Annotated in this window: 27 protein-coding genes and 1 tRNA gene; 20 read left to right on the top strand and 8 right to left on the bottom strand. The window is 65.0% G+C overall.

Annotation, left to right across the window (positions count from 1 at the left end; translation table 11 throughout):
* Window positions 1-29: 29 nt before the first annotated feature.
* Window positions 30-962, bottom strand: coding sequence for an ACP S-malonyltransferase (gene fabD / locus M3465_RS14330; protein ID WP_249502459.1), 933 nt, complete (start codon window positions 960-962; stop codon window positions 30-32).
* Window positions 963-1,112: 150 nt separating this feature from the next.
* Here fabD and M3465_RS14325 point away from each other — a divergent pair, with 150 nt between their 5' ends.
* The gene (locus M3465_RS14325) at window positions 1,113-2,315 is read left to right on the top strand and encodes a cytochrome b/b6 domain-containing protein (protein ID WP_249502458.1); all 1,203 of its coding nucleotides are present in this window, start codon (window positions 1,113-1,115) and stop codon (window positions 2,313-2,315) included.
* A 34-nt stretch (window positions 2,316-2,349) separates the two neighbouring features.
* Here M3465_RS14325 and M3465_RS14320 read toward each other — a convergent pair whose 3' ends face one another.
* Both M3465_RS14320 and M3465_RS14315 read right to left on the bottom strand, forming a co-directional pair.
* A complete protein-coding gene (locus M3465_RS14320) occupies window positions 2,350-2,922 on the bottom strand; it encodes a YceI family protein (RefSeq protein ID WP_249502457.1) in 573 nt (190 codons plus the stop codon).
* Window positions 2,923-3,039: 117 nt separating this feature from the next.
* Window positions 3,040-3,246 carry a hypothetical protein gene (locus M3465_RS14315; RefSeq protein WP_249502456.1) on the bottom strand — a complete coding sequence of 69 codons (207 nt, stop codon included), beginning with the start codon at window positions 3,244-3,246 and terminating at the stop codon, window positions 3,040-3,042.
* Between the two features lie 258 nt (window positions 3,247-3,504).
* Between M3465_RS14315 and rpsF the strand changes: the two genes are divergently transcribed.
* The 4 genes from rpsF to M3465_RS14295 all read left to right on the top strand — a co-directional run bounded on the left by rpsF (window position 3,505) and on the right by M3465_RS14295 (window position 6,865).
* The gene (rpsF, locus tag M3465_RS14310) at window positions 3,505-3,861 is read left to right on the top strand and encodes a 30S ribosomal protein S6 (RefSeq protein ID WP_249502455.1); all 357 of its coding nucleotides are present in this window, start codon (window positions 3,505-3,507) and stop codon (window positions 3,859-3,861) included.
* 24 nt (window positions 3,862-3,885) lie between these two features.
* Complete coding sequence (gene rpsR / locus M3465_RS14305) at window positions 3,886-4,113, top strand: 30S ribosomal protein S18 (RefSeq protein ID WP_008328567.1); 228 nt, start codon at window positions 3,886-3,888, stop codon at window positions 4,111-4,113.
* 12 nt (window positions 4,114-4,125) lie between these two features.
* Entirely contained in the window at window positions 4,126-4,773 is a 648-nt protein-coding gene (gene rplI / locus M3465_RS14300) for a 50S ribosomal protein L9 (RefSeq protein ID WP_249502454.1), read from the top strand.
* 136 nt (window positions 4,774-4,909) lie between these two features.
* The gene (locus M3465_RS14295; RefSeq protein ID WP_249502453.1) at window positions 4,910-6,865 is read left to right on the top strand and encodes a bifunctional 2',3'-cyclic-nucleotide 2'-phosphodiesterase/3'-nucleotidase; all 1,956 of its coding nucleotides are present in this window, start codon (window positions 4,910-4,912) and stop codon (window positions 6,863-6,865) included.
* A 152-nt stretch (window positions 6,866-7,017) separates the two neighbouring features.
* Here M3465_RS14295 and tig read toward each other — a convergent pair whose 3' ends face one another.
* The 3 genes from tig to M3465_RS14280 form a co-directional block, all read right to left on the bottom strand.
* On the bottom strand, window positions 7,018-8,349 hold the full coding sequence (gene tig / locus M3465_RS14290) for a trigger factor (protein WP_249502730.1): 1,332 nt from the start codon (window positions 8,347-8,349) through the stop codon (window positions 7,018-7,020).
* Between the two features lie 155 nt (window positions 8,350-8,504).
* Window positions 8,505-8,589: transfer RNA gene (locus tag M3465_RS14285), tRNA-Leu, on the bottom strand.
* A gap of 60 nt (window positions 8,590-8,649) precedes the next feature.
* Window positions 8,650-10,167, bottom strand: coding sequence for an NAD(P)H-hydrate dehydratase (locus tag M3465_RS14280; protein WP_249502452.1), 1,518 nt, complete (start codon window positions 10,165-10,167; stop codon window positions 8,650-8,652).
* Window positions 10,168-10,338: 171 nt separating this feature from the next.
* Between M3465_RS14280 and M3465_RS14275 the strand changes: the two genes are divergently transcribed.
* The 4 genes from M3465_RS14275 to M3465_RS14260 all read left to right on the top strand — a co-directional run bounded on the left by M3465_RS14275 (window position 10,339) and on the right by M3465_RS14260 (window position 13,726).
* On the top strand, window positions 10,339-10,677 hold the full coding sequence (locus M3465_RS14275) for a P-II family nitrogen regulator (RefSeq protein WP_249502451.1): 339 nt from the start codon (window positions 10,339-10,341) through the stop codon (window positions 10,675-10,677).
* Window positions 10,678-10,722: 45 nt separating this feature from the next.
* Window positions 10,723-12,129 (top strand): type I glutamate--ammonia ligase, encoded by a 1,407-nt coding sequence (gene glnA / locus M3465_RS14270; RefSeq protein ID WP_249502450.1) that lies wholly within the window; start codon window positions 10,723-10,725, stop codon window positions 12,127-12,129.
* Window positions 12,130-12,294: 165 nt separating this feature from the next.
* Entirely contained in the window at window positions 12,295-12,711 is a 417-nt protein-coding gene (locus M3465_RS14265) for a hypothetical protein (protein ID WP_249502449.1), read from the top strand.
* A gap of 199 nt (window positions 12,712-12,910) precedes the next feature.
* Entirely contained in the window at window positions 12,911-13,726 is an 816-nt protein-coding gene (locus M3465_RS14260) for a lytic murein transglycosylase (RefSeq protein WP_249502448.1), read from the top strand.
* Window positions 13,727-13,730: 4 nt separating this feature from the next.
* Here M3465_RS14260 and M3465_RS14255 read toward each other — a convergent pair whose 3' ends face one another.
* Window positions 13,731-14,621 carry an endonuclease/exonuclease/phosphatase family protein gene (locus tag M3465_RS14255; RefSeq protein ID WP_249502447.1) on the bottom strand — a complete coding sequence of 297 codons (891 nt, stop codon included), beginning with the start codon at window positions 14,619-14,621 and terminating at the stop codon, window positions 13,731-13,733.
* Between the two features lie 59 nt (window positions 14,622-14,680).
* Between M3465_RS14255 and M3465_RS14250 the strand changes: the two genes are divergently transcribed.
* The 5 genes from M3465_RS14250 to M3465_RS14230 all read left to right on the top strand — a co-directional run bounded on the left by M3465_RS14250 (window position 14,681) and on the right by M3465_RS14230 (window position 18,777).
* Window positions 14,681-15,898, top strand: coding sequence for a bifunctional alpha/beta hydrolase/OsmC family protein (locus tag M3465_RS14250; RefSeq protein ID WP_249502446.1), 1,218 nt, complete (start codon window positions 14,681-14,683; stop codon window positions 15,896-15,898).
* Between the two features lie 79 nt (window positions 15,899-15,977).
* A complete protein-coding gene (bmt, locus tag M3465_RS14245) occupies window positions 15,978-16,994 on the top strand; it encodes a betaine--homocysteine S-methyltransferase (RefSeq protein WP_249502445.1) in 1,017 nt (338 codons plus the stop codon).
* Window positions 16,995-17,161: 167 nt separating this feature from the next.
* On the top strand, window positions 17,162-17,863 hold the full coding sequence (locus M3465_RS14240) for a cobalamin B12-binding domain-containing protein (RefSeq protein WP_249502444.1): 702 nt from the start codon (window positions 17,162-17,164) through the stop codon (window positions 17,861-17,863).
* Between the two features lie 115 nt (window positions 17,864-17,978).
* Window positions 17,979-18,152 (top strand): hypothetical protein, encoded by a 174-nt coding sequence (locus M3465_RS14235; protein WP_249502443.1) that lies wholly within the window; start codon window positions 17,979-17,981, stop codon window positions 18,150-18,152.
* Window positions 18,136-18,777 carry a DUF1638 domain-containing protein gene (locus M3465_RS14230; RefSeq protein ID WP_249502442.1) on the top strand — a complete coding sequence of 214 codons (642 nt, stop codon included), beginning with the start codon at window positions 18,136-18,138 and terminating at the stop codon, window positions 18,775-18,777. Before M3465_RS14235 ends, M3465_RS14230 begins: the two co-directional genes overlap by 17 nt.
* Before the next feature lie 48 nt (window positions 18,778-18,825).
* Here M3465_RS14230 and M3465_RS14225 read toward each other — a convergent pair whose 3' ends face one another.
* Complete coding sequence (locus tag M3465_RS14225; RefSeq protein WP_249502441.1) at window positions 18,826-20,634, bottom strand: divergent polysaccharide deacteylase family protein; 1,809 nt, start codon at window positions 20,632-20,634, stop codon at window positions 18,826-18,828.
* Window positions 20,635-20,783: 149 nt separating this feature from the next.
* Here M3465_RS14225 and M3465_RS14220 point away from each other — a divergent pair, with 149 nt between their 5' ends.
* The 6 genes from M3465_RS14220 (at window position 20,784) to M3465_RS14195 (ending at window position 25,625) form a co-directional block, all read left to right on the top strand.
* Window positions 20,784-21,365 carry an anthranilate synthase component II gene (locus tag M3465_RS14220; RefSeq protein ID WP_249502440.1) on the top strand — a complete coding sequence of 194 codons (582 nt, stop codon included), beginning with the start codon at window positions 20,784-20,786 and terminating at the stop codon, window positions 21,363-21,365.
* Window positions 21,362-22,378 carry an anthranilate phosphoribosyltransferase gene (trpD, locus tag M3465_RS14215; protein WP_249502439.1) on the top strand — a complete coding sequence of 339 codons (1,017 nt, stop codon included), beginning with the start codon at window positions 21,362-21,364 and terminating at the stop codon, window positions 22,376-22,378. Before M3465_RS14220 ends, trpD begins: the two co-directional genes overlap by 4 nt.
* Window positions 22,379-22,538: 160 nt before the next feature.
* Window positions 22,539-23,186 (top strand): uracil-DNA glycosylase, encoded by a 648-nt coding sequence (locus M3465_RS14210; RefSeq protein ID WP_249502438.1) that lies wholly within the window; start codon window positions 22,539-22,541, stop codon window positions 23,184-23,186.
* The gene (gene trpC, locus M3465_RS14205) at window positions 23,183-23,986 is read left to right on the top strand and encodes an indole-3-glycerol phosphate synthase TrpC (RefSeq protein ID WP_249502437.1); all 804 of its coding nucleotides are present in this window, start codon (window positions 23,183-23,185) and stop codon (window positions 23,984-23,986) included. Before M3465_RS14210 ends, trpC begins: the two co-directional genes overlap by 4 nt.
* Window positions 23,983-24,459: a cyclic pyranopterin monophosphate synthase MoaC gene (gene moaC, locus M3465_RS14200; protein ID WP_249502436.1), complete on the top strand. Its 477-nt coding sequence runs from the start codon at window positions 23,983-23,985 to the stop codon at window positions 24,457-24,459. Before trpC ends, moaC begins: the two co-directional genes overlap by 4 nt.
* On the top strand, window positions 24,456-25,625 hold the full coding sequence (locus tag M3465_RS14195) for a molybdopterin molybdotransferase MoeA (RefSeq protein WP_249502435.1): 1,170 nt from the start codon (window positions 24,456-24,458) through the stop codon (window positions 25,623-25,625). Before moaC ends, M3465_RS14195 begins: the two co-directional genes overlap by 4 nt.
* Window positions 25,626-25,705 lie beyond the last annotated feature (80 nt).

Raw genomic sequence — 25,705 nt, 5'->3', positions numbered from 1 at the left:
CTCCTCGTGGCGCCGTGTTGCCCGGCGGTTTATGCGGAAGCGGCGGACTGAACATCGGCAGGCGTGCCGATATTGCGCGTCGCGGTGGAGCGGTCGATGCGGCGCACCATGCCCGACAGCGCCTTGCCCGCGCCGATTTCCCAGAATTCGGTAACGCCCTGCTGCACCATCCATTCGACCGACTCCCGCCAGCGCACCGCGCCGGTCACCTGGTCCACCAGAAGCGCGCGGATGCGGTCGGGATCGGTCACGGCCTCGGCCAGCACATTGGCGACGAGCGGAACCGACGGCGCGGCGATCTCTACCGCCGCCAGCGCCTCTTGCATCACGGTCGCGGCGGGGGCCATCAGCTCGCAGTGGAAGGGCGCGCTGACCGGCAGCAGGACCGCGCGTTTCGCGCCCGCTTCCTTGGCCAGATCGACGGCCCGCTCGACCGCCGCCTTGTGACCGGAGACGACAACCTGCGCCGGATCGTTGTCATTCGCTGCCGCGCAGACATCGCCCTGCCGCGCCTTGTCCGCGACCTCGCGCACTTGATCGAGCGAAAGCCCCAGGATCGCCGCCATCGCGCCCACACCAACCGGAACCGCCTGCTGCATCGCGGAGCCGCGCAGCCGCAATAGCCGCGCTGCATCGGCCACCGACAGCGCGCCCGCTGCCGTCAAAGCCGAATACTCGCCCAATGAATGACCCGCGACATAGGCGGCGGTATCTACGCTCACCCCCTCGGCCTCAAGTGCGCGCAGGGCGGCGATGGAGGTCGCCATCAGCGCCGGCTGCGCGTTTTGCGTCAGGGTGAGCGTGTCGATATCGCCCTCCCAGATCACCGCGCTGAGCTTTTCCGAAAGCGCCTCGTCCACCTCCTCGAAAACGGCGCGCGCGGCCGGATAGGCATCGGCCAAATCGCGGCCCATGCCGATGGTCTGGGCGCCCTGCCCGGGGAAGATGAAGGCTCGGCTCATGGTCTGTCTCCCTGTCTCGGTGGGAAAAGCCCTTACAACCGCCGCGCCGCGCGCGCAACGCAATCGCACGATTCCTGTGCGCTGGCGAAGATTGCCCCGCGCGGCGAGCACCATATCTTGGAGCGTGGTCAGAACCGCAGCGAGGGCACAATGCCGGCAGGAAATACCGCGAACCGTTATGGATGGGTCGCCAAGAGCTTTCATTGGTCCATCGCGCTCGGCATCTTTCTCGCGATCCCCCTCGGGATCGTCGCGAACCGCTGGCCCTATGACACGGCTGCGGAACTCGCGGACAAGGCGTGGCTCTTTTCGCTACACAAGACGCTCGGCGTGACCATCTTGTTCGTCGCACTGGGCCGGATCGGCTGGGCGCTCATCCAACCGCGCCCGGCGCCGCTGCATCCTGAACGCCGGTGGGAGACGCGGCTTGCCGAGATCGTGCACTGGTTGCTTTACGGCTCGCTGGTTCTGGTACCGCTGTCGGGCTGGGTGCACCACGCGGCGACGACCGGTTTCGCGCCGATCTTGTGGCCGCTGGGTCAGTCCCTTCCCTTGGTTCCGAAGAGCGTTGCCCTGGCCGAAATCGCGGCCGGGTTGCATATCGTCTTCGAACGGGTGTTGGTCATCTCGGTTCTGCTGCATGTCGCCGGCGCGATCAAACACGCCGTGCTCGACCGCGACAAGACGCTGGCTCGGATGCTGCCGGGGCAGCCTGAGTTGTCCGCGCCCGCCGAACATCGGCGCAGCTTCGTGCCGCCGCTCGCGGCGCTTGGTATCTGGGCGGCGGCGCTCGGCATCGGCAATGCATTGGGGGTGTTTCACGCCAGCGCGCCGCTGGCTGCGCAAGCTCCCGCATTGCAGGCGGCCGCAGGCGATTGGCGCGTCACCGAAGGCAGCCTTAACATCAGCGTGATACAGATGGGCAGTGACGTGACCGGCAGTTTCGCCGATTGGACCGCCGATATCGCTTTCGATGAGAACGTTGAGAAAGGCCCGGCCGGATCGGTCGAAGTGCAGATCGCGATCACGTCGCTGTCCTTGGGATCGGTTACGAGCCAGGCGATGGGCGCGGATTATTTCGATGCGGAAACCCATCCGACCGCGCTATTCGAAGCGGAAATCCTGCGCGATGGAGAGGGCTACATCGCCGATGGCACGTTGCGCCTACGCGGCATGGAGCAGCCGGTCGCCCTCCCCTTCACGCTCGACATTCAAGGCGACACCGCGCGGATGAGCGGCGGCACGACGCTGGACCGGCGTGATTTCGGGATCGGCAGTGGAATGACCGATGCCGCCCAACTTGGCTTCGAGGTGCGCGTCGATGTGGACCTGACCGCCACCCGCGCCGAGTGATCCCCCGGCGAACGCGCCGCCGGGGAACCGGGTTTTATTCCGCCTTCATCGCCTCGATGGAGATTTGCACCTGCACCTCGTCGCTGACCGCCGGGGCGAAGGCGCCGAGATCATAATCGCTGCGCAGAAGCGTCGTTGTCGCATCGAAACCGGCCCAGGGCTTGTTCGCCATGGGATGATCGCCGGTCTGGTTCAGATTTGCCTCCAGCGTGACCGGTTTGGTCACGCCGTTCATCGTCAGATCGCCGGTGATCGTCGCGCTGTTCTCGCCGGTCACATCGATGGCGGTCGATTCGAAGGTGATCATGTCGCCTTCCTCCGCGCCGAAGAAATCGTCGGACATGAAATGCGTGAACCGTTCCTCCCAGCCGGTGAACATCGAACGGACCGGGAACGACACGCGAACCGAGGAATTGGCCGGATTGTCCTTGTCGAACTGGATATCGCCCTCGATCCCGGCAAAGAGGTTCCATGTCGTCGAATAGCCCAGATGGTCATAGGAGAACAGGATCTGGCTATGGGAGGCATCGAGCGTATAAGCCTCTGGCTCGGCCTGCGCAGCGAAGGGGAGTGCCGTCAGGACGGCGGCGGCGAGGGTCTTTTTCATGGGCATATCCTTTCTGAGCCGTGATGCACCCAAGCTATCGCAGATGCGCGATCTCTCAACTGGCGTTAAATCAACAGGATATGTGGAGCGTTGAACAGAGCGCGCCAGCCCCCTGCCCTAGCGACGATCCGACAGGCAAAGACCCGCTGCTCCCATCAGGACGACCGACAGCGCGAGCCCGACGATCCGCGCTTCCGGCAAAGCCTGGGGCGTCGCGATCCAGACGCCCGGAATAGCCATGAGACACGCGATTCCGACGAGGCGCAGAACCAGCCGCATCAAAGGATTGGCGCGTTTTGCGTGGGTTTCCGTGTAATGTGCCATGAGATACCCTTTACCGTTTACGAATTGGAAACACTCTTGCAGGGCAACGTGCCGAAACCATGCCGATCCCGGCACGACGGGGCGGCAAGTTCGCGGCAAAATCGGGGCAAGGCGCCATCCCGCTTGATCCTGCGGCCAATCCGTGTATACGGGCGCTTCCTTTCGCAAGACGATTTTCCCGCGCAGACTCTCGTGGGCAGGCGCGAAAGGATCAATCGCCTGTCCTTTGAAATGCGCCAGAACAAGAACGGAGCTCACATGCCGCTTTACGAGCATGTATTCATTTCGCGCCAGGATCTTTCCAACGCGCAAGCCGAAGGCCTCATCGAACATTTCGGCACCGTCCTTTCCGACAACGGCGGCAAGCTCGTCGATCAGGAATACTGGGGCGTCAAGACGATGGCCTACAAGATCAACAAGAACCGCAAGGGCCATTACGCCTATCTGCGCACCGATGCACCGGCGACCGCCGTGCAGGAGATGGAGCGCCTGATGCGTCTGCATGACGACGTGATGCGCATTCTCACGATCAAGGTCGATGAGCACGAGGAAGGCCCCTCGGTGCAGATGCAGAAACGCGAAGAGCGCGACAACCGTCGCGAGCGCCGCAACTGATCGCCTGAAGGAAAGGATTGAACCATGGCTGCAAAACCGTTTTTCCGCCGCCGCAAGGTCTGCCCCTTCTCGGGCGACAATGCACCCAAGATCGATTACAAGGACACCAAGCTGCTGCAGCGGTATATCTCCGAGCGGGGCAAGATCGTCCCGTCGCGGATCACTGCCGTGTCCGCCAAGAAACAGCGTGAACTGGCCCGCGCGATCAAGCGCGCCCGCTTTCTCGCCCTGCTGCCCTACGCAGTGAAATAAGGAGAGTTTGACATGCAAGTGATCCTTTTAGAACGCGTGGCCAAGCTGGGCCAGATGGGCGATGTCGTCGATGTCAAGCCCGGCTTCGCACGCAACTACCTGCTGCTGCAGGGCAAGGCCCTGACCGCCAGCAAGGAAAACATCGCCTCCTTCGAGGACCAGAAGGCGCAGCTCGAAGCGCGCAACCTGGAATCGAAGAAGGAAGCGGAGCAACTGGCGGACCGTCTGGGCGGACAGCAATTCGTCGTGATTCGCCAGGCCTCCGACGGCGGCAACCTCTACGGCTCCGTCACGACGCGCGATGCCGCAGACGTGGCGACCGAGGAAGGCTATTCGATCGACCGCAAGCAGGTCATCATCCGCCAGCCGATCAAGACGCTCGGCGTGCACGAGGTCGAGGTGCATCTGCACCCCGAAGTCATGGTCACGATCGAGCTCAACGTCGCCCGCTCCCCCGAGGAAGCCGAGCTTCAGGCCTCCGGCAAGTCCATTCAGGAACTGGCCGCCGAGGAAGAGGCGCAGGCCGAATTCGAAATCCAGGAGCTGTTCGACGATATCGGCGCGGCGCAACTGGACGAGCTGGAAACCGCGGACGAGCAGAAGACCGACGAGCCGGCCGTTCAGGAGAAAGCCGAACTGGACGAAAAGCTGGACCGTTAAGCTTCCCCGCACAACATCGAAAAGGCCGCACCGGAGACCCGGCGCGGCCTTTTTCTTTTGTATGCACTCCCCCTATCGCGCCCGTGCGATCCGCTCTAATCTGGCTCAAAAACCAGCTTACCGGGAGGATACGCTCATGCCACTTCACCTCAACCGCCGCGGATTTCTTGCCAGCACGGCTGGATTTCTTGCATTGCACCCGTTCTCGCTCCGTGCCGCCGCGAACCAGGCGCATCTGCGGATCATGGAAACCACCGATCTGCACGTCCATGTGCATCCCTATGACTACTATGCCGATCGCCCCACGGACACCGTCGGGCTGAGCCGCGTGGCCTCCATCGTGCAAGACATCCGTGATGAGGCGACCAATTCGATCCTTCTCGACAATGGCGATTTCCTGCAGGGCAACCCGATGGGCGATTACATCGCCTATGAGCGCGGCATGAAAGACGGTGACATGCACCCGATCATCACCGCGATGAACGTGCTGGGCTTCGACGGCTCGACTCTTGGCAACCACGAATTCAACTACGGCCTGGATTTCCTGAGCAAGACCATCGCCGGGGCTGAATTTCCGGTCGTCTGCGCCAATGTCGTCAAACAGACCGGCGCCTCCCCGCGCGAGGACACGCCGCTGGTGCCGCCCTATGTCATCCTCGATCGCAGCCTGACCGATGGCGCCGGCACCACGCATGACATCCGCATCGGACTGATCGGTTTCGTGCCGCCGCAAGTGATGACCTGGGATCGCCGCCACCTCGAGGGCAATGTCGAGGCGCGAGACATCGTCGCCGCCGCGCGCGCCTGGGTGCCGCAGCTGCGCGAGGAAGGCGCCGATATCGTCATCGCGCTGGCCCATACCGGCATCGGCCCCGCGGAGGCGACGGACGGGATGGAAAACGCCGCCATCCCCCTCGCAGGCGTGGACGGGATCGACGTGATCCTGACCGGCCATTCGCATCTCGTCTTCCCCTCGCCCACCTACGAGGACGTGCCGGGTCTCGATGTGGCGAACGGCACGATCAACGGCAAGCCCGGCGTCATGGGCGGCTTCTGGGGCAGCCATATGGGGCTGATCGATCTGATGCTGGAGCGCGACGGATCGGGCTGGCGCGTGCTCAGCCACGACATCGAAGCCCGCCCGATCTTCGAGCGCGCAGAGGATCGCTCGATCACGCCGCTGGTCGGGGATTACCAGCCGGTGCTCGATGCCACGCAGAAGGTGCACGAGGAAACGCTCGCCTATGTGCGCCGCGCGGTCGGCAATACCGATGCGCCGCTGCACAGCTATTTCGCGCTGGTGGCCGACGATCCTTCGGTGCAGGTCGTCTCCAACGCGCAGCGTTGGTATATCGAACAGATGATGCAGGGCACCGAACACGAGGGGATTCCCATCCTCTCGGCCGCCGCCCCCTTCAAGGCCGGCGGGCGTGGCGGGCCGGATTACTATACCGACGTGCCCAAGGGGCCTGTGGCGATCAAGAACGTTTCCGACCTTTATCTCTACCCCAACACGGTCCGCGCCGTGCGCGTCACCGGCGATCAGGTCAAGGGCTGGCTCGAACGGTCGGCCGGCATGTTCAACCAGGTCGAACCGGGCGCCACCGACGCGCCGCTGCTCAACCCCGACTTCCCAAGCTACAATTTCGACGTGATCGACGGCGTGACCTACCAGATCGATCTCAGCGAGCCTGCGATGTTCGACCGCGAAGGTAATGTCGTAAACCCGGACGCAAACCGCATCCGGGATCTGCGCTACGACGGTCAGCCCATCGACCCCGATCAGGAGTTCATCATCGCCACCAACAACTACCGCGCCGGCGGCGGCGGCAGTTTCCCTGGAACGGGCGACACGATCATCTTCGAAGGCCCGGACACCAATCGCGACGTGATCGTGCGCTATATCGTGCAGCAGGGCACCATCAACCCGAAGGCCGATTTCAACTGGCGCTTCGCCCCGATGGAGGGCACCAGCGTGATTTTTGAAACCGGCCCTGCGGGCGCGAAATATTCGGACAGCCTGCAGGACATGCAGCTTGAAGAAGTCGGCACCAACGAGGACGGCTTCGCCCAGTTCCGCCTAATGCTCTGATCCGATCTTCTCTGTTTCAAAAATATCTCGGGGGGAGTCGCGCAGCGACGGGGGGCAGCGCCCCCCACCTCGCGCTCCGGCGATACGCGAGCCGCCGTGAAAAAAGGCCGCCCCTGCGGGACGGCCCTTTGCTGAACGCTTTTTGAGCGGTCTTATTCCTCGTCGAGCGCCTCGACCGCCTTTTCGAGCTCGTCCTTGGAGACCTCTTTCTCGGTCACCTGCGCCTGCTCAGCGACGTGATCGACAACCTTGTCCTCGAAGATCGGCGCACGCAGTTGTTGCTGCATCTGCTGGTTCTGGCGCACGAAATCGAAGAAAGCGCGTTCCTGGCCAGGATATTGCCGCGCCTGGTTCATGATCGCCTGCGTCATCTCGGCATCGGTCACCTCGATTTCGGCCTTCTGGCCCAGTTCGGCCAGAAGCAAACCCAGCTTCACGCGCCGTTCGGCAAGCTTGTTATGTTCTTCGGTCGGCTCGATCTCGCCGTGATCGTGGCCCTGCTCCTCGGGATGCTCCTCGTGCCAGAGCTGATGCGCGATCTGATTGGCTTCGGCCTCCACGAGCGACGGCGGAAGCTCCATCTCGACCTTCTCGTCGAGCTTGTCGAGCAACTCGCGCTTCATCACCGCGCGCGCCGCGCCGGCATATTCCGCTTCGAGCCGCTCGGCGATCTGCGATTTGAGCGCGGCCAGATCCTCGGCGCCGAATTTCTTGGCCAGATCATCATTGATCTCGGCTGCGACGGGCTTCTTGACCGCCTTGATCTTGCACTCGAAGACCGCGTCCTTGCCGGCCAGGTTCTCGGCGCCGTATTCCTCCGGGAACTTGACCTCGACATTCTTCTCGTCGCCGGCTTTCACACCGACAAGCTGCTCCTCGAAGCCCGGAATGAAGGAGCCCGAGCCGATCACCAGCGGATAATCCTCCGCCGCGCCGCCCTCGAAAGGCTCGCCATCGACCTTGCCGAGGAAATCGATCACCACCTGATCGCCATCCTCCGCCGCCGCGCCATCCTCGCGATCCTCGAAATTCTGCGCGCTCTCGGCAAGGTTCCCCAGCGCCTCGTCCACCTCGGCTTCGCCTGCCTTAACGACCAGCCGCTCCAGCGAAATCGAGGACAGGTCGACCTCGGGCATCTCGGGCAGCTTCTCATAGGACATGGCGACCTCGATATCGTCGCCTTCCTTCCAGTCGTCATTGGTCATCTTGACCTCGGGCTGGAGCGCCGGGCGGTCGCCGGTTTCCTTGAAATGCGCGTTCATCGCGCCATCGATGGTTTCCTGCATCGCCTCGCCCAGAAGACGCGGGCCGAACTGCTTTTTCAGCAGCGGCATCGGCACCTTGCCCTTGCGAAAGCCCTTCATCTCAACCTCGGGCTGCGCTTCTTTCAGCTTTTCATTGACCTTCGCATCGAGCTCATCCGCCGAGACGGTGATCGCATAGCTGCGCTTGAGGCCTTCGTTTTGCGTTTCGGTGACCTGCATGTCGTCCTTGTCCATTGCATAGGGGCCGCGGAGGCGTCCGCGGCGGTCAAAATCCACCGCGTCTTAGTAGGGCCATCTACACGGTGCAAGCGGAAATCCCCGCCCCTCGATGCGCCCGCGATGCTTCGCGCATCATGCATTCTGCTTTCGTGAAATGGTGCGGGTGAAGGGACTCGAACCCCCACGCCTTGCGGCGCCAGAACCTAAATCTGGTGCGTCTACCAATTCCGCCACACCCGCATTGCCGGGGCTGATAGCAAAGCCTGGGCGCGCTGGCGAGGGGAAATTTCGCCCCCATGATCAGCGCGTCAGGTGGCGCAGAACTGCGGGGAGCGTTTCGGGCAGATCCTCCGAGATCAGGCCGGGGCCAAAGCGCAGCGCGCAATCGACATGCAGCCGCGCGGCGGTAGCGGCAGCATCGAGCGGCTCAAGCCCGCGCGCCAGAAGCCCCGCGACGAAACCTGCGAGCACATCGCCCGTGCCGGCGCTGCCGAGCCAGGGCGCGGAGCGCGCATATTGCGCCGAATTGACGAAGGCGCGCCCGCCGGGCGCGGCAATGACGGTATCCGGCCCCTTGAAAAGAACGGTGCATCCGGCCCGTTCGGCGGCATCGCGGGTGGCGTCGATCTTGGAATAGGCCGGGCCTTCCGTGGGGTCTGCGTTCAGGCGCTCAGCGATGTTGGGAAAGACGCGCGCGAATTCGCCGGCATGGGGCGTCAGGACGCATCCCTCATGCAATCGCTCGAACAGCCCCGGCGCGCGCCCGATCAGCGTCAGCGCATCGGCATCGAGCACGGTGAGGCGCCCGGCCCCGAGCGCGGTTTCGACCAGCGCGCCCTGCGCCTCGCCCGTGCCCAGCCCCGGCCCCAGGGCAAGCACGTTGAGCCGGTCGTCCTCCAACTGTTCGCCGAGCGCCGCCGCGTCGGCGATCGTCGTCTGCATGATGGCAGTGATCTGGCTGGCCACCTCCTGCGCGGCATCGGGCGGCACGCCCAGCGTGACCAGCCCCGCGCCGATGCGCAGCGCACCGCGCGCGGTGAGCCGCGCCGCGCCCGTCTTGCCCGGCCCGCCCGAAAGCACGAGCACATGGCCATGTGCGTATTTATGCGCGTTCTCCGTCTTGTCGATGACGCTTGAGTGCGGCGGCTCGGTCAAACGCGCGATAGGCCCATCCGGCGTCGCGTCGACGCCGATGGGCTTGACGATCACGCGGCCGCAATGCGCAGGGCCGTGCGCCAGATACTGGCCCGGTTTCGCCGCATGGAAGGTCACCGTCAGATCGGCGCGCAGCGCGCATCCCAGCACCTTGCCGCTATCGGCGCAAAGCCCGCTGGGCAGATCGACCGCGACCCGTTTCGTCGCGTCATCATAGCGCCCGTCCAGCGACTTCTGAAAAACGGCAAGCTGGCCCTCCACCGGGCGCGTCAACCCGGTGCCGAAGAGGCTGTCGAAAACGATGTCGACCTCGGGCAGATCGCCGTCCACAGGCTCCACCGCACCGAGTTCCGCCCAGCGGTCATGATTGCGCCGCGCGTCGGCGGGCAGGCTGGACGGATCGCCGAAGAGCCGCAGCGAGACATGCCAGCCCCGCCCGTGCAGCAGCCGCGCGATAACGAACCCGTCGCCGCCATTGTTTCCCGGCCCGCAGATCACCAGCGCGCGCCGCGCGCCTTGCGCAAGTTCGGGCCATGCCTCGAAGACCGCATCGACCGCGCCGCGCCCCGCCCGCTCCATCAGGTCGAGCCCGGAGCCCTGCCCCGCCGCCATCGCGGCCTGTTCCACCGTTCGCATCTGAGCCGATGTCAGCAATTCGGACATGATCGACCTCCCACCCGTTTCATTTCTGCACAAATTCTGTGCGTCTTGCACAAATTATTGGCGCTCGCCCGCGTTCCGCCGCGTCGCGCTCCCGCTTTGACCCGCGCGCGATTGAGACCCCGCGCCGGACATGCTCTTACGGGCGAAAGATCACCGCAAGGAACCTGTCCGATGAAAAAAATCGAAGCAATCATCAAGCCCTTCAAGCTCGATGAGGTCAAGGAAGCGCTTCAGGATGCAGGTATTCAGGGCCTGAGCGTCATCGAGGTCAAGGGTTTCGGGCGCCAGAAGGGCCATACCGAACTTTACCGGGGCGCGGAATACGTGGTGGATTTCCTGCCCAAGGTGAAGATCGAGGTGGTTCTTGACGACGATCAGGTCGAGGGCGCCATCGACGCCATCGTCGAAGCCGCGCGCACCGACAAGATCGGCGACGGCAAGATTTTCGTCTCCCCCGTCGAACAGGCGATCCGCATCCGCACCGGCGAGACCGGCTCCGACGCGCTCTGAGCCGGGCCGCATCACAGTTACATACAGAACAAAGGGTTAAAGAGAATGAGCACCGACGCGCTTCTCAAGCTGATCAAGGACGAGGATGTCGCCTATGTGGACATCCGTTTCACCGATACGCGCGGCACGCTGCAGCATGTCACGGTCGATGTCGATCTGGTCGATGAGGATTTCCTTGAGGAAGGCTTCATGTTCGACGGCTCCTCCATCGCCGGGTGGAAGTCCATCGAAGCCTCCGACATGAAGCTGATGCCGGACACCGAAAGCGCCTATATCGATCCCTTCTATGCCGAGCGGACGCTCTGCGTGCATTGCTCCATCGTCGAGCCCGATACCGGCGAGCCCTATGAACGCGACCCGCGCGGCACGGCGCAGAAGGCCGAGGCCTATCTGAAATCCTCCGGCATCGGCGATGTGGCCTATTTCGGCCCCGAGGCGGAGTTCTTCCTCTTCGACGACGTGCGCTATGCGAACAGCGTCAACAAGGTGTCCTACGAGATCGATGCAATGGACGGCTCGTGGAACACCGATACCGAATACGAGATGGGCAATACCGGCCACCGGCCCGGCCTCAAGGGCGGCTATTTCCCCGTCAACCCGATCGATGACGGGCAGGATATCCGCGCGGAAATGCTCTCGACCATGAAGCGGCTCGGCATGAAGGTGGACAAGCATCACCACGAGGTCGCCTCCTGCCAGCACGAGTTGGGACTGATCTTCAGCACGCTGACCGAACAGGCGGACGAGCTGCAGAAATACAAATACGTCATCCACAACGTCGCCCAGGCTTACGGCAAATCGGCGACCTTTATGCCCAAGCCGATTTTCGGCGACAATGGCTCGGGGATGCATGTGAACATGTCGATCTGGAAGGACGGAAAGCCGCTCTTTGCAGGCGACAAATATGCCGATCTCAGCCAAGAGGCGCTGTATTTCATCGGCGGCATCCTCAAGCACGCCAAGACGCTCAACGCCTTCACCAACCCGACGACGAACAGCTACAAGCGGCTGGTGCCCGGCTTCGAAGCGCCGGTGCTGCGCGCCTATTCGGCCAGCAACCGCTCCGGCTGCGTGCGGATCCCGTGGACCGAAAGCCCCAAGGCCAAGCGCGTCGAGGCGCGTTTCCCCGATCCAGCGGCCAATCCCTATCTGTGTTTCGCTGCGCTTCTGATGGCCGGGCTCGACGGCATCCGCAACAAGATCAATCCCGGCGAGGCGATGGACAAGAACCTCTACGATCTGCCGCCCGAAGAGCTGGAGGGCGTGCCGACCGTCGCTGCTTCGCTGCGCGAGGCCATCGGGGCGCTGCAGGCCGATCACGATTTCCTGCTGGCCGGCGATGTCTTCACCAAGGACCAGATCGAGGGCTATGCCGCGCTGAAACTGGGAGAATGCGACCGCTACGATCAGACGCCGCATCCGATCGAGTTCGGCATGTATTATTCCTGCTGAAGCGGGCGACAGAGATTATCAGGGGCGCGCTTCAGCGCGCCCTTTCGTGTTTCCTGGCAAATGTTCAACCGTGCCTCAAAATAGCCGCCGGGGCGTCCTTGCCGCGTCACAAGACGCGGCCACCCTATGCGCGCAGGCACGTATAAAGGACGGAAAGGCACCGCCATGACCCAGGATTTCAAGGAACGTCTGGCGCGTTTGGAAGCGAAACACGGCGCATCGCCGCCCCCGCCGCAGACCGGCTCGCGCGGCAATGGTGGCAGCGGGGGCGGCCCTCGCGGACCCCGACGCGGCGGCAGCATCAAGATCGTGCTGGGCCTGTTGGCCACCGTGCTGCTTCCGACCGCCATTGCGGTGGGCTTTCTGGTTTTCAAACAGACACCGGCGGGTCAGGAGTTGCTTGCAAGCCTTCGCAAAGACGGGCCCGGCGCGGTCGCGCAGCGGGTTTCGACCGGGATCGCCACGGGCGTCTGGACCGGCGAGCAGGCAGAAGAACATCTGAGGGCGCAGATGGGCGACGTTTTCTTCGAAGGTTACATGGAACAGGTGCGCAAGCTTGATCAGGGCGAAGCGGCGCAATAGCCGTCCGGCGCTGTAGCGAAAGGCCTCTCGGGGCAAACCCGGCATCGCATAAACCTTGCCTCCCGGTGTTGCATCGTCAGCGGAACGCCGCTGAACACCCTAGCGTTTCGGCCGAGCATGCCCCGACGTCAATGGAACGCTTGCCCCCGGAACCGCGTTTGCTACGCTGACCTGATTGTATATTGCCGGAGACTGCCCGATGCGCCGATTGCTTGCCGCCGCCCTGATATCCGCCTGCGCCGCCCTGCCTGTCTCGGCGGCGCAATGCATCACCAGCAAGGGGAACTTCAACGCCTATAAGCAGACCCTCGCGCAGCAGGCCGCGGCCGCCGGGGTCGGCCAGCGCGGGCTGGCGGCGCTTCAGGCGGCCGATCTGTCAGGCATCACCTGGCGCTTCGAATCGAACCCCAGCAGCCAGAGCGGTACGTTGCAGGGCGATCCGGCCCGCTTTCTCGCCAAACGGTCGGGAAGCTCAGCCGAAAGCTTCATCAATCAGACCCGCGCCAAGATCGCGCGCAACCCCAACACCTTCGCCTCCATAGAGCGCAATTTCGGCGTTCCGGGCGCGATCCTCGCCACGATCTGGGGTCTGGAGACAAGCTGGGGCGGTTATCTCGGCCGAACCGATGTCGTGGATGGCGCCGTGACGCTGGCGTCCTATTGCCGCCGTCATCCGCGTTTCGAGCCGCATGCCATCGCCGCGCTGCAGATGGTCGATGAAGGTATCCTCTCGCCCGGCACTCAGGGCGGGCCGTCCGGTGAATTGGGGCATATGCAGTTTCTTGCCGGCAACTGGATGAAATACCGCGTGGACGGCAATGGCGACGGGCGGGCCGATCCTTATAATGCGGTCGATGCGCTGGCCACGGCGGCGAACATGCTGCGCCGCAACGGCTGGCAGCCGGGGCAGCCTTTCGGCGAGGGAACGCATAACTTCAACGTCCTGTCCGTCTGGAACGACAGCGGCAATTACCTGCGGGCCATCGTCTATTCGGCCCAGCGTGCAGGAAGCTGAGGCGTCATTCGAAGACCACCACCCGAGCCAGTATCCCCGCGTGATCCGAGCCGAGCCGGCCTCTCGGCTCGGCGCTCCCGCCGCCCGGAGCGTAGACGTGATCGATCGGCAGCGGCATCCCGAATGTGCGAAAACTCGAAAACAGCGCGCCGGCGCGCGACGTGCCTGTCAGCGCCGCGAGTCGGCGCAAGGCATGTGACCAAGGCACCATGTTGAAATCGCCCGCGATCACCGCAGGCTCGTCGAGCCCGGCGAGAATAGGCAGGATCTGCTGCATCTGTTCGGGCTGATCATAAGGCCAAGGCCAGAACCCATGCAGGCTGATGGCCCAGAATGTTCCGCCGGGCGAGGCGACCTGCAATCCCGACACACCGTATCCCGTCACGCATATCTCGCCCTCGGCCGGCCAACGCGACAGCACCGCGACGCGCGCCCAATCGGTCAGTGCGCAACTTGTCTGATAGGGAAAATCGGCCCGCAGATCGCGCAGAAGCGCGGCGTTTCGCGAGGTCACTTCCTGCAGCGCCACGATATCGGCGCCGCTCGCGCGGATATCTTCGGCCAGCGCCTCCGTCCCGTCATTCCCGAACCGCAGGTTCTTCTGGTAGACCGTCACCGGTCCGGGTGGATGCGCAACGAAGCTTTGCGCCACGATCTGCCCCATCGCCGCGAGACACAGCACCGCCGCGCTCCAACGCAGCCAGTAGGGCCAGGGCGACCAGATCACCCAAAGCGCGAAGATCAGCGCGATGGGGATGCGGAACGCTGCCAGCATGTCGCCCGCCGGATGCGCTGCCCCCGCAAAACTGCCGACGAACAGCGCGCCGAGCAGCAGCGAGATGCCCCATAGCCACCGGCGCCCTGCCTTCACCATGCCGCGACCTTTCCGATCCATTGCTTGCGCTTCCCCTTGCCCGGCGACACTCTGGCCCCAGCCTAGAAGGAGCGCACCCTATGCCGACCGAACGTATCACCTTCACCGGCCATTCCGGCAGCACGCTCGCGGCGCGCCTCGATCTGCCGGACGGGCCGCATCTGGCAACCGCCCTTTTTGCGCATTGCTTCACCTGTTCCAAGGACATTCCGGCGGCAAGGCGGATCGCCGCGCGACTGGCTTCGATGGGAATTGCCGTGCTGCGGTTCGATTTCACCGGGCTGGGCCATTCGGAGGGCGAGTTCGCCAATACCAGCTTTTCCTCGAACGTCGAGGATCTGGGGCGGGCGGCGGACTATCTGCGCGGGCGCGACATGGCGCCGGAAATGCTCATCGGTCATTCGCTTGGCGGCGCGGCGGTGCTGCGAGCGGCGGGACAGATCGGCGGGGTCAAGGCGGTAGCGACCATCGGCGCGCCTTTCGATCCCGGCCACGTCACGCATAATTTCGCCGATGCGCTGGACGATATCGAACGATCGGGCGAGGCCGAGGTCGATCTGGGCGGGCGGCGCTTTACCATCCGGCGCGAATTCGTGAAGGATATCGAGGCGCAGAAACTCGGCCCGGCGATCCGCGATCTGCGCGCCGCGCTGCTGGTGATGCACGCGCCGCGAGACGCCATTGTCGGGATCGACAACGCGACGAATATCTTCACCGCCGCCCGCCATCCCAAGAGCTTCGTCACGCTGGGCGATGCCGATCACCTGATCTCCGGTGCGGAGGATGCCGAATATGCCGCCGAGGTGATCGCCGCGTGGTCGAGCCGCTATCTCGATCTCTCGCCCCCTGCGCCGCCAGAAGATGCGCCCGAGGGCGTCGTGCGTGTCTCGGAGGTGAGCGCGGACGGCTTCCTGCAGGATGTTCAGGCCGGCCCGCATCACATGCGCGCGGATGAGCCGAAATCGGTGGGCGGCAGCGATCTCGGTCCGTCGCCGTATGGAGTCCTGTCCGCCGGGCTCGGTGCCTGCACATCGATGACGATCCGCATGTATGCCCGCCGCAAGGGCTGGCCGCTCGATCACGTTTCCGTCGATGTCTGCCACGACAAGATCCATGCCGAAGATGCCGGCACCGAAGCGGCCGCGAAGATCGACCGTTTCCAGCGCCGTATCACGCTGGAGGGCGATCTGAGCGAGGATCAGCGCGCGCGCCTGCTCCAGATCGCCGACCGCTGCCCGGTGCATCGCACGCTTGAGGCGACCTCGCATATCGAGACCGTTCTGGAGGATGGCTCATAATCCTGTTGAGCATTATGAATTTGCACGCGCGCCGGGCCTGTGTCAGGGGAAGCTGACCCAAATGCGGAACCTGATACCCATGCGCACGTCCCTGCAAACGCTTCTCGATCAACGCGACTGGCTGCTGGCCGATGGCGCCACAGGCACCAACCTGTTCAACATGGGGCTCGCCAGCGGCGATCCGCCCGAGTTCTGGAACGAGACCGAAACGGACAAGATCCGCGCGCTCTATTCCGGCGCGGTGGATGCGGGCAGCGATCTGTTCCTGACCAACACCTTCGGCTCGAACGCCTCGCGCCTCGCGCTGCACAAGGCCGAGAAACGCGCTTTCGAGCTTTCGCGCCTCGGCGCCGAGCTTGCGCGGGAGATCGCGGACAAGGCCGAACGCCCCGTCGTTGTCGCCGGCTCCGTCGGACCGACGGGCGAGATCATGGAGCCGGTCGGCACGCTCTCCCACACCCGTGCGGTCGAGATGTTCCACGAACAGGCCGAGGGGTTGAAGGCGGGCGGCGCCGATGTGCTCTGGGTCGAGACGATCAGCGCGCCCGAGGAATTCCGCGCGGCGGCCGAAGCCTTCGGATTGGCGGACATGCCATGGTGCGGCACGATGAGCTTCGACACGGCGGGCCGCACGATGATGGGCGTGACCTCCGAAGGGATGGCCGAGATGATCGAAAGCCTGCCCAACCCGCCTTTGGCCTTCGGCGCCAATTGTGGCACGGGCGCCTCCGATCTGCTGCGCACGGTGCTGGGCTTTTCGGCCATCGGCACCGAACGCGCGCTCATTGCCAAGGGCAATGCCGGGATTCCCAAATATGTCGAGGGGCATATCCATTACGACGGCACGCCCGAACTGATGGCCCGCTACGCCGTTCTTGCGCGCAACGCGGGCGCGAGGATCATCGGCGGTTGCTGCGGCACGATGCCCGAACATCTGCGCGCCATGCGCGAGGCGCTGGAGACAAGCCCGCACGGCGAGCGGCCAACGCTGGAGGAGATCGCCGCCGAGATCGGCCCGTTCAGCTCCGACGGCGACGGAACCGGCGATCAGAGCGCCGCGCCGAAACGCGAGCGCAGGGGCCGCCGGCGGGGCTGACAGAGCCGCGCGAACTGGCCCGCCTTCGCCCCGGAAAGGCTCGCGCCGCGACAAAAGGTCGGTCCCAACGCCGCGTAGGTCGGAAATCAGCAAGTGATCGCGCGGCAAAATCATGAAGTGTCTAGAAAACCTGTCCGGCGCATGACCGGCGAGTGGAGAGTTGAGAGATGGCTGACGAAGACGACGACATCATCCTGTCCGAACTGAACGACGAGGAACTGGTCGAGCAGATGTTCGACGATCTCTATGACGGTCTCAAGGAAGAGATCGAGGAGGCGGTGAACATCCTTCTGGAGCGCGGCTGGCAGCCTTACGATATCCTGACGAAAGCGCTTGTCGGCGGCATGACGATCGTGGGCCATGATTTCCGCGACGGTATCCTTTTCGTTCCCGAAGTGCTGCTTGCCGCCAATGCGATGAAGGGCGGGATGGCCATCCTCAAGCCGCTTCTGGCCGAGACGGGCGCGCCGCGCGTGGGCAAGATGGTGATCGGCACGGTCAAGGGCGACATCCACGATATCGGCAAGAACCTCGTGGCGATGATGATGGAAGGCGCGGGGTTCGAGGTCGTCGATCTGGGGATCAACAACCCGGTGGAAAGCTATCTCGATGCGCTGGAAGCCGAGGATGCCGATATCCTCGGCATGTCGGCCCTGCTGACGACCACCATGCCCTACATGAAGGTCGTGATCGACACGATGGTCGAGAAAGGGATGCGCGACGATTACATCGTTCTCGTCGGCGGCGCGCCGCTGAACGAGGAATTCGGCAAGGCCATCGGTGCGGATGCCTATTGCCGCGACGCCGCCGTCGCGGTGGAGACCGCGAAGAGTTTCGTGGCGCGCAAACACAACCAGATGACGGCCTGACCCTTCGGCCCCCGGCATGCGCCGCGCCAGCGCGATTTCCGCCGTATGGCGCGCCGGGGGGTTTTCCTGCCGCCGTATTGGACCTATCTTTGCGGTAAGAGCGAAGGAGAGACCGATGCCCGTCACCACGTTTTTCACCATGATCCTGGCCGTGATCGCCGCGGCCGCGCTGACCGTCTGGGCAATGGTCGAGTTCGGCATCCTCCAGATCCTGCCGCTTCTCGCTTTGGCCGCGCTGATCGCGCGGTGGGGCCTGTCGCATGTGCCCGGCGATGACGAGCCTGCCTGACGACACCGCACTGACACGAACCGGACTTGAGGCGCGAGGCGGCGGGCGTGTTCTGATCGTCGCCTGTGGTGCACTCGCGTGCGAAATCCTTGCGCTCCGCGACGCGAACGGATGGGATCACATCGATCTGACCTGTCTGCCCGCGATCCTGCACAACTACCCCGAACGCATCACCGATGCCGTGCGCGAAACCGTCCAGGCACGGCGTGGCGATTACGACGCGGTCTTCGTGGCCTATGGAGATTGCGGCACCGGCGGCCGGCTGCAAGCGGCCTGCGACGCAATGGGCGTGGAGATGATCGCGGGGCCGCATTGCTACAGTTTTTACGAAGGCAATGCGGGTTTCGCGGCACGGGAGGAATGCACGGCGTTCTATCTCACCGATTTCCTCGTGCGCCAATTCGACGCCTTCGTCTGGAAACCGCTCGGACTCGACCGGCATCCGGAATTGCGCGAGATGTATTTCGGCAATTACGAAACGCTGGTCTATCAGGCGCAAACCGACGATCCGGACCTGACGGAGCGTGCGCGTCGATGCGCCGAGCGCCTCGGCCTTGCCTTCGAACGGCGCCTGACGGGTTATGGCGATCTGGAGCGGGATTTGCGCCGCTGGGCCGAACGCTGACTTTTTCCGTCGACGGAAAAAGCCGGACGCGCGGGCGCGTCCGGGCGCTCAGTCCGGCTGTTCCATCAGGAGGTTCGACACCGGGACAATGGCGACGCTGGAGGCGCGATCCTGCAGGCTCCAGAGCAGCAGCGCCGACACGGTATCGGGCGTATAGCGCCCCAGCATCGCCACCGCCCCATCCTGCCGCGCCCGGAACGCTGCGCCATCGAGGAAGCGGCGTTTCGTGCGCGCATCCTGATCGCCGCCGTCGAAATCGCGCAGGACGCTGATCGTCGGCACCTCCTCGCGCCGCGCCATTGCCTCGGCGGTGTTGAGCCCGTTCGACATGAAGACGAGGCCATGCCCGCTCTCGGCGGCAAAGCGCGTGGCCTGTTCGGTCGCGGCACGCGCGGTCTGCAAGCCTCCGCCGGGCGCTTCGATCAGGGCCACGGCTTCGGGAACCGCCGCGACCGATCCGGCGAGGATTTGTTCCACATCCGCCGGGGCGGCGGCTTGCGGCAGATCGACCAGCGCGGCGACCTCGTAGCCTTGCGCCCGGTAGGCCTCCATGCGGTCAGCGGCGCCGGGCTGTCCGGGATCGAGCGCAAAGGTTACAGGGAACGGGAAATTATCCAGCGTGTCCGGCCCAAGCGGTCCGGTGCCATCGTCGATCAGCACGATCGCCATGCGCGGCAGCCCGGAAGCCGTTTCGGCCGGTGCGGCGAAACGCTCCAGCGCCGGGCGAGAATCGGCAGCGGGTGTTCGGGCGCCGACTGTCTCGTCTGTGCCGCCACCGATACTGGGCAGGCGCGAGGAGACCCCGTTGCCGCGGTCGGCAAAGGAACCGGCGGGGCGGCCGATAAGGGCGGGATCGCCCTCGCCCGACGTGGTATCTCCGGCACCGTCTTGCGCCGGCGGTGTCGGTTCGAGCCGGCGGATCCGCGGCTCAGGCGCGGTGTCGCCATCGTTTTGGGCGAATGGCGCGTCTGGCGATGTCTCCGCTTCGCTTGACGAGGCGTTCGGCGCGGTTTCGCGCGAGGCTGCGCCAACCTCCTCCGGCGTTTCGAGCGGGCTCGTTTCGCCCGGAACGGGCGGCGCGGGAGGTTGCGCGGGTTCGGTGGCGATGGCGAGATCGCGCTCGATCACGGGAGCCTTAAGGTCGGGAGCGTTCAGAGTGGGGGAGTCGAGCCCGGCAAGCGCGCGTCTGTCCGCGCGCGGTGCGTCTTGGGCGAGGGTCGGCGCGTCTTGCTGCGCTGCGACCTGGGGCGATTGCAATGCGACCTCCGGCGCGCCGATTTGGGGCGCTGCGGTCGGGGCTGTGTTGAGATCCTGCGGCGCGCGATCCGCCACGCCCTCCGGGGTGGACAGCGCCGGCGAGGCCGCATCGGGGGTCACGGTGGTGACATCCGTGGGCCGGCGCGCGGGTTTGGAGGGGTCTGCTGCGGGCGCCGCTTCTTGTGTCTGCGTTTCGAGAGCGCGCGCTTCGCGGGCCGCGTCTTGCGCCGGTTCAACCGCGGGATCCGGCGTCGGCTGAGGCGCGGCTGCGGGATCGGATACGGCAGCGCCGGGTGCCGGTGCGGAGCCCGGTTCCCGAGTCGACGGGGCGGGCTCGGACGGCGCGCCTGCCGGCTCCGACTCAACTTCGGGCTGAGGCTCGGCTTCGGGCGCTGGATCGGCTGGCGCGATTTCCGTCGGTTCGGAGTCAGGCGGATCGGCGGGACCTTGCGTTTCGGGTTCGGCGGTGGCATCCAACGCAGGCGCCAAGGCCGCAAAGCGCTCTTCGGGCGGTGGTGGCGCGATCAGCGAAGCGGCGCTCAATCCCCCGATCGAGATCACCGCGCCCCAGATGGCTCCCGACAAAACCCCTCGTGCCATGCTTTTTGCCCTCGCCTTCTCGCCTGCCCTTCCCGGCATCTCGGATGTGCCGGTTGACCGGGCCGCGCCCTTGACGCGCGCCGGTCTGCCTGCGCATGTATACCGCGATTGCACCCCACCCCGCCAGCCCCACCGGAGACAAAACCTGCATGCTGCTGCTCATCGATAATTACGACAGTTTCACGTATAATCTGGTGCATTATCTCGGCGATCTCGGAGTCGAGGCGAAGGTGGTGCGCAACGATGCGATTACCGTCAGCGATGCGCTGGCGATGCGCCCTTCGGGGATCCTGTTCTCGCCGGGGCCGTGCGATCCGGATCGAGCGGGCATTTGTCTTGCCCTCACCCTGGCTGCCGCCGAGCACGAGATCCCGCTTCTCGGCGTCTGTCTGGGTCACCAGACGCTTGGCCAGGCGTTCGGCGGTCGCGTGGTGCGTCATAGCGAGATCGTGCATGGCAAGATGGGCGCGATGCATCACGGCGGCAAAGGCGTGTTCGCCGGCCTGCCCTCGCCCTTCCAGGCGACGCGCTATCATTCCCTGGTCGTGGCGCGCGACAGCGTGCCGGACTGTCTTGAGATCACGGCCTGGCTGGAGGATGGCACGGTGATGGGGCTGAGCCACAGGACCCTGCCCTTGCATGGGATCCAGTTTCACCCCGAATCCATTGCGTCGGAACATGGTCATGCTCTGCTGCGGAATTTCGCCCAAAGCCTGAAGGTGCCGGCATGAGCGATGCGATGAAACCCCTGATCTATGCCGCCTCCGAAGGCCCGCTCAGCCGCTCGCAGGCCGAAGAGGCGTTCGGGCATCTGTTCAGCGGCGATGCCACACCGGCGCAGATGGGCGGTTTGCTGATGGCGCTGCGTGCGCGCGGCGAGGCGGTTTCCGAATATGCAGCGGCCGCGGCGGTGATGCGCGAGAAATGCACCAAAGTGCGCGCGCCGGAGGGGGCGATCGATATCGTCGGCACCGGCGGCGACGGCATGGGCACGCTCAATATCTCGACCGCCGCCGCCTTCGTGGTGGCCGGCGCGGGCGTGCCGGTGGCCAAGCATGGCAACCGCAACCTGAGTTCCAAATCCGGCGCGGCCGATGCGCTCACGGAGATGGGGATCGATGTGATGGTCGGACCCGACGTGGTCGAACGGGCGTTGCAGGAGGCCGGTATCGGTTTCATGATGGCGCCGATGCATCACCCTGCGATGAAGCATCTCATGCCGGTGAGGCAGGAGCTTGGCTGCAAGACCATCTTCAACATTCTCGGTCCGCTGACGAACCCGGCCGGCGTCAAGCGGCAGTTGACCGGAGCCTTCGCGATCGACCTGATCTTTCCCATGGCCGAAACCCTGCGCGAGCTCGGCTCGGAAAAGGCATGGCTGGTGCATGGCGGCGATGGCACGGACGAAATCTCGATCTCCGAGCCGACGCAGGTCGCGGTGCTGGAGGATGGCAAGGTGCGCGGACGCGAGGTGCATCCCGAGGATGCCGGGCTTCCGGTGCATCCCTTCCGCGATATCCTCGGCGGACTTCCCGGAGAGAACGCGGTGGCTTTCCGCGCGCTGCTGGACGGCGCGAAGGGAGCGTATCGCGACGCGGTCCTTCTCAACGCGGCGGCGGCGCTCATCGTGGCGGACCGGGCGGATGATTTGAAAACCGGAGCCGAGATGGCGGCGGAGAGCATCGATAGCGGCGCGGCCAAAGCGCGGGTCGACGCGCTTGCCCGCATCAGCCCGGTGGCGTGACCGGCCGGGGCGAGCGCGGCGATGCATCGATGCATCGCGGATTTTCCATCGATGGAAAATCGCCCTTTGCAGAGGGGCGGGCCGGATTGGCTGGCTCAGGCGCGATTGCCGCGCTTCGGATTGAGGTATTTTTGGCCCAAAGAAGCCGGAACGCAGCGCCATGCTGACCGTGCCGGCCGCCTGGGGACATCTGCCGTTCTTTGCCGATGCGCTACCCGGCATCGAGGCCGCGCTCGATGCGGAAACGCGCGAGGTTTTGCCGCCCGAGGATCGCATCTTCGCCGCTCTGGAGGTTTGCGCGCCGCAGGATGTGCGCGTGGTCATCCTCGGCCAGGATCCCTATCCGACGCCCGGCCATGCGCAGGGGTTCGCCTTTTCCGTTGCGCCCGATGTGACGCCTTTGCCGCGCTCGCTCGGCAATATCTTCCGGGAACTGGCCGCTGATCAGGGCGCTGTTCCGGCAAGCGGCGACTTGCGGTTCTGGGCGGCGCAGGGGGTTTTACTGCTCAACGATGTGCTGACGGTGCCGGCGCACACGCCGCGCGGACATCGCAAGCTGGGCTGGCAAGCCTTGGTGCCACAGGTTCTGGATGCCCTTTCGGACCGGCCCCGCGCGTTCATCCTGTGGGGCAACGATGCGCGCGCCCATGCGAGCCGTCTGCAGCGCGAGGGGCATTTCGTCGTTCAGAGCGCCCACCCTTCGCCGCTTTCCGCGCGGCGCGGTTTTTTCGGCTCGCGGCCCTTTTCGAAGGTCAATGACTGGCTTAGACAGCAAGGAGAGGCGGCAATCGACTGGACCGGCACATGAGCGCGACCATTCTTGAGAAGATCAGATCCTACAAGCTGGAGGAAATCGCCGCGGACAAGGCGCGCGTTCCGTTGGCCGAGATCGAGGCTGCGGCGCGCGATGCGGGCCCGGTGCGCCCCTTTGCGAAGGCGTTGCGGCATGCGCAGATGAGTGGGTACGGGCTGATTGCCGAGGTCAAGAAAGCCTCTCCGTCAAAGGGCCTGATCCGCGCCGATTTCGAGCCGGCGGCGCTGGCGCAAGCGTACGAGGCCGGAGGCGCGAGCTGTCTGTCGGTGCTCACGGACGGGCCGAGCTTTCAGGGCGCGAAAGAGTATCTCGTGCAGGCGCGGGGCGCGACCGCCCTTCCCGCGCTGCGCAAGGATTTCATGTATGACACTTATCAGGTTGCCGAAGCGCGCAGCCTGGGGGCCGATTGTATCCTCATCATCATGGCCAGCGTCAGCGATGCGCAGGCGGCAGAACTGGAAGCCGCGGCGTTCGAATGGGGCATGGATGCGCTGATCGAAGTGCATGACCGCGCCGAACTCGACCGTGCGCTCGTGCTGCGCTCCGAGTTGATCGGCATCAACAACCGCGATCTCAACACGTTCGAGACGCGCCTCAAGACGACACGCACGCTTGCGCCACTGGTGCCGGAAGACCGCCTGATGGTCTGCGAATCGGGGCTATCCACGCCGGGCGATCTTGCCGAGATGGCCGGCTGCGGAGCCCGCAGCTTTCTGGTCGGCGAAAGCCTGATGCGCCAGAAGGACGTGGCGGGCGCGACCCGTGCGCTGCTTGCAGATCCGGTGGCGGCATGAGCGGGCTGACGCATTTCGACGCCAAGGGCGATGCGCATATGGTGGACGTGTCCGGCAAGGAGGTGACCTCGCGCATCGCCGTCGCCGAGGGGTTCATCCGCATGGCGCCGGAGACCTTCGAGATCATCACCGAAGGGCGGGCCCAGAAAGGCGACGTGATCGGCGTGGCGCGGCTGGCCGGGATCATGGGCTGCAAGAAAACGGCCGATCTCATCCCGCTCTGCCATCCGCTGCCAATCACGAAGGTCGCCGTCGAATTGACGCCCGAGCCGGATCTGCCGGGGCTGCGGATCGAGGCCACGGTCAAGACGACCGGCCAGACCGGCGTGGAGATGGAAGCGCTGACCGCCGTGTCGACGGCAGCGCTCACGGTCTATGACATGGCCAAGGCCGTCGACAAGCGCATGGAGATCACCGGGATCCGCGTGATGCTCAAGGATGGCGGCAAATCGGGCCGGTTCGAAGCGGTATGATCCCGGTTGCCGAGGCGCTCGAACGGCTTTTCGCGCTCGCCCGGCCGCTCGGGGTCGAGACGGTGCCGCTCTTGCAATCGAACGGGCGGGTTCTGGCGCGCGATGTGGCGGCGGTTCGGGATCAGCCGCCCTTCGACAGCTCTGCCATGGACGGCTATGCCGTGCGCGAGGCAACGCCCGGCGCGCGGCTGCGCGTGATCGGCGAGGCGGCGGCGGGGCATGGCTTTGCCGGGGCCGTATCGGCGGGTGAAGCGGTGCGGATCTTCACCGGCGCGCCGGTGCCCGAGGGTGCGGCGCGCATCGTGATTCAGGAAGATACCCGGCGCGAGGGCGATTGGATCACCCTGGCGGACCGGCTCGACAGCCCGGCCTATATCCGCCCCGCCGGCGGCGATTTCCGCGCCGGCGATCCGCTCCGGGCCGGGCGTGTGATCGGGCCGAATGACGTGGCGCTGATGGCCGCGATGAACATCGCGCAGGTGCCCGTGACCCGCCGTCCGGTGGTGGCGCTGATCTCGACGGGCGATGAGCTTGTCATGCCCGGCGAGACACCCGGCCCCGACCAGATCATCGCGTCGAACACGCTCGGACTGCACGCGCTGCTGCGCGATCTTGGGGCGGAGCCGCGCCTTTTGCCGATCGCGCGCGACACTGAAGCATCGCTGCGCGCGGCCTTCGATCTGGCGGAAGGGGCCGATCTCATCGTGACCATCGGCGGCGCGTCGGTGGGCGATCACGACATCGTCGCCAACCTCGCGCCGGAACTCGGGTTCGAGCAAAGCTTCTACAAGGTCGCGATGCGGCCCGGCAAACCGCTGATGGCGGGCCGGTTCGGGGCGGCGGTGATGATCGGGCTTCCCGGCAATCCGGTCTCGGCGATGGTGTGCGGCCATGTCTTTCTGGCCCCCGTCGTGCGGCTCATGCTCGGTCTGGCCGCCGCCCCGGCACCGCGCGCAAGTGCGCCGATTGCCGAAGATTTGCCGGAAAACGGGCCACGCGAGCATTACATGCGCGCCCGCATGACCGGGGATGGGCTGGTCGCATTCGGCGCTCAAGACAGCTCGCTTCTGAGCATCCTCAGCCGCGCCGATGCGCTGATCATCCGCCCGCCGAAGGCTCCGGCGCTCGGGCGCGGCGCACCGGTCGAGTATATCGCCATTCGCTAAATCTTTACCAATTCGGCCCAGCATGGACGACATGTTGACACAAAACATGAACATCCATAGAACAAAGGGTGAGGATCACC

Source organism: Marivita sp. GX14005 (assembly GCF_023370775.1).
Taxonomy (GTDB): Bacteria; Pseudomonadota; Alphaproteobacteria; order Rhodobacterales; family Rhodobacteraceae; genus Marivita.
The sequence above is the reverse complement of the archived record's forward strand: the minus strand, read 5'-3'. Positions and strand labels throughout refer to the sequence as shown.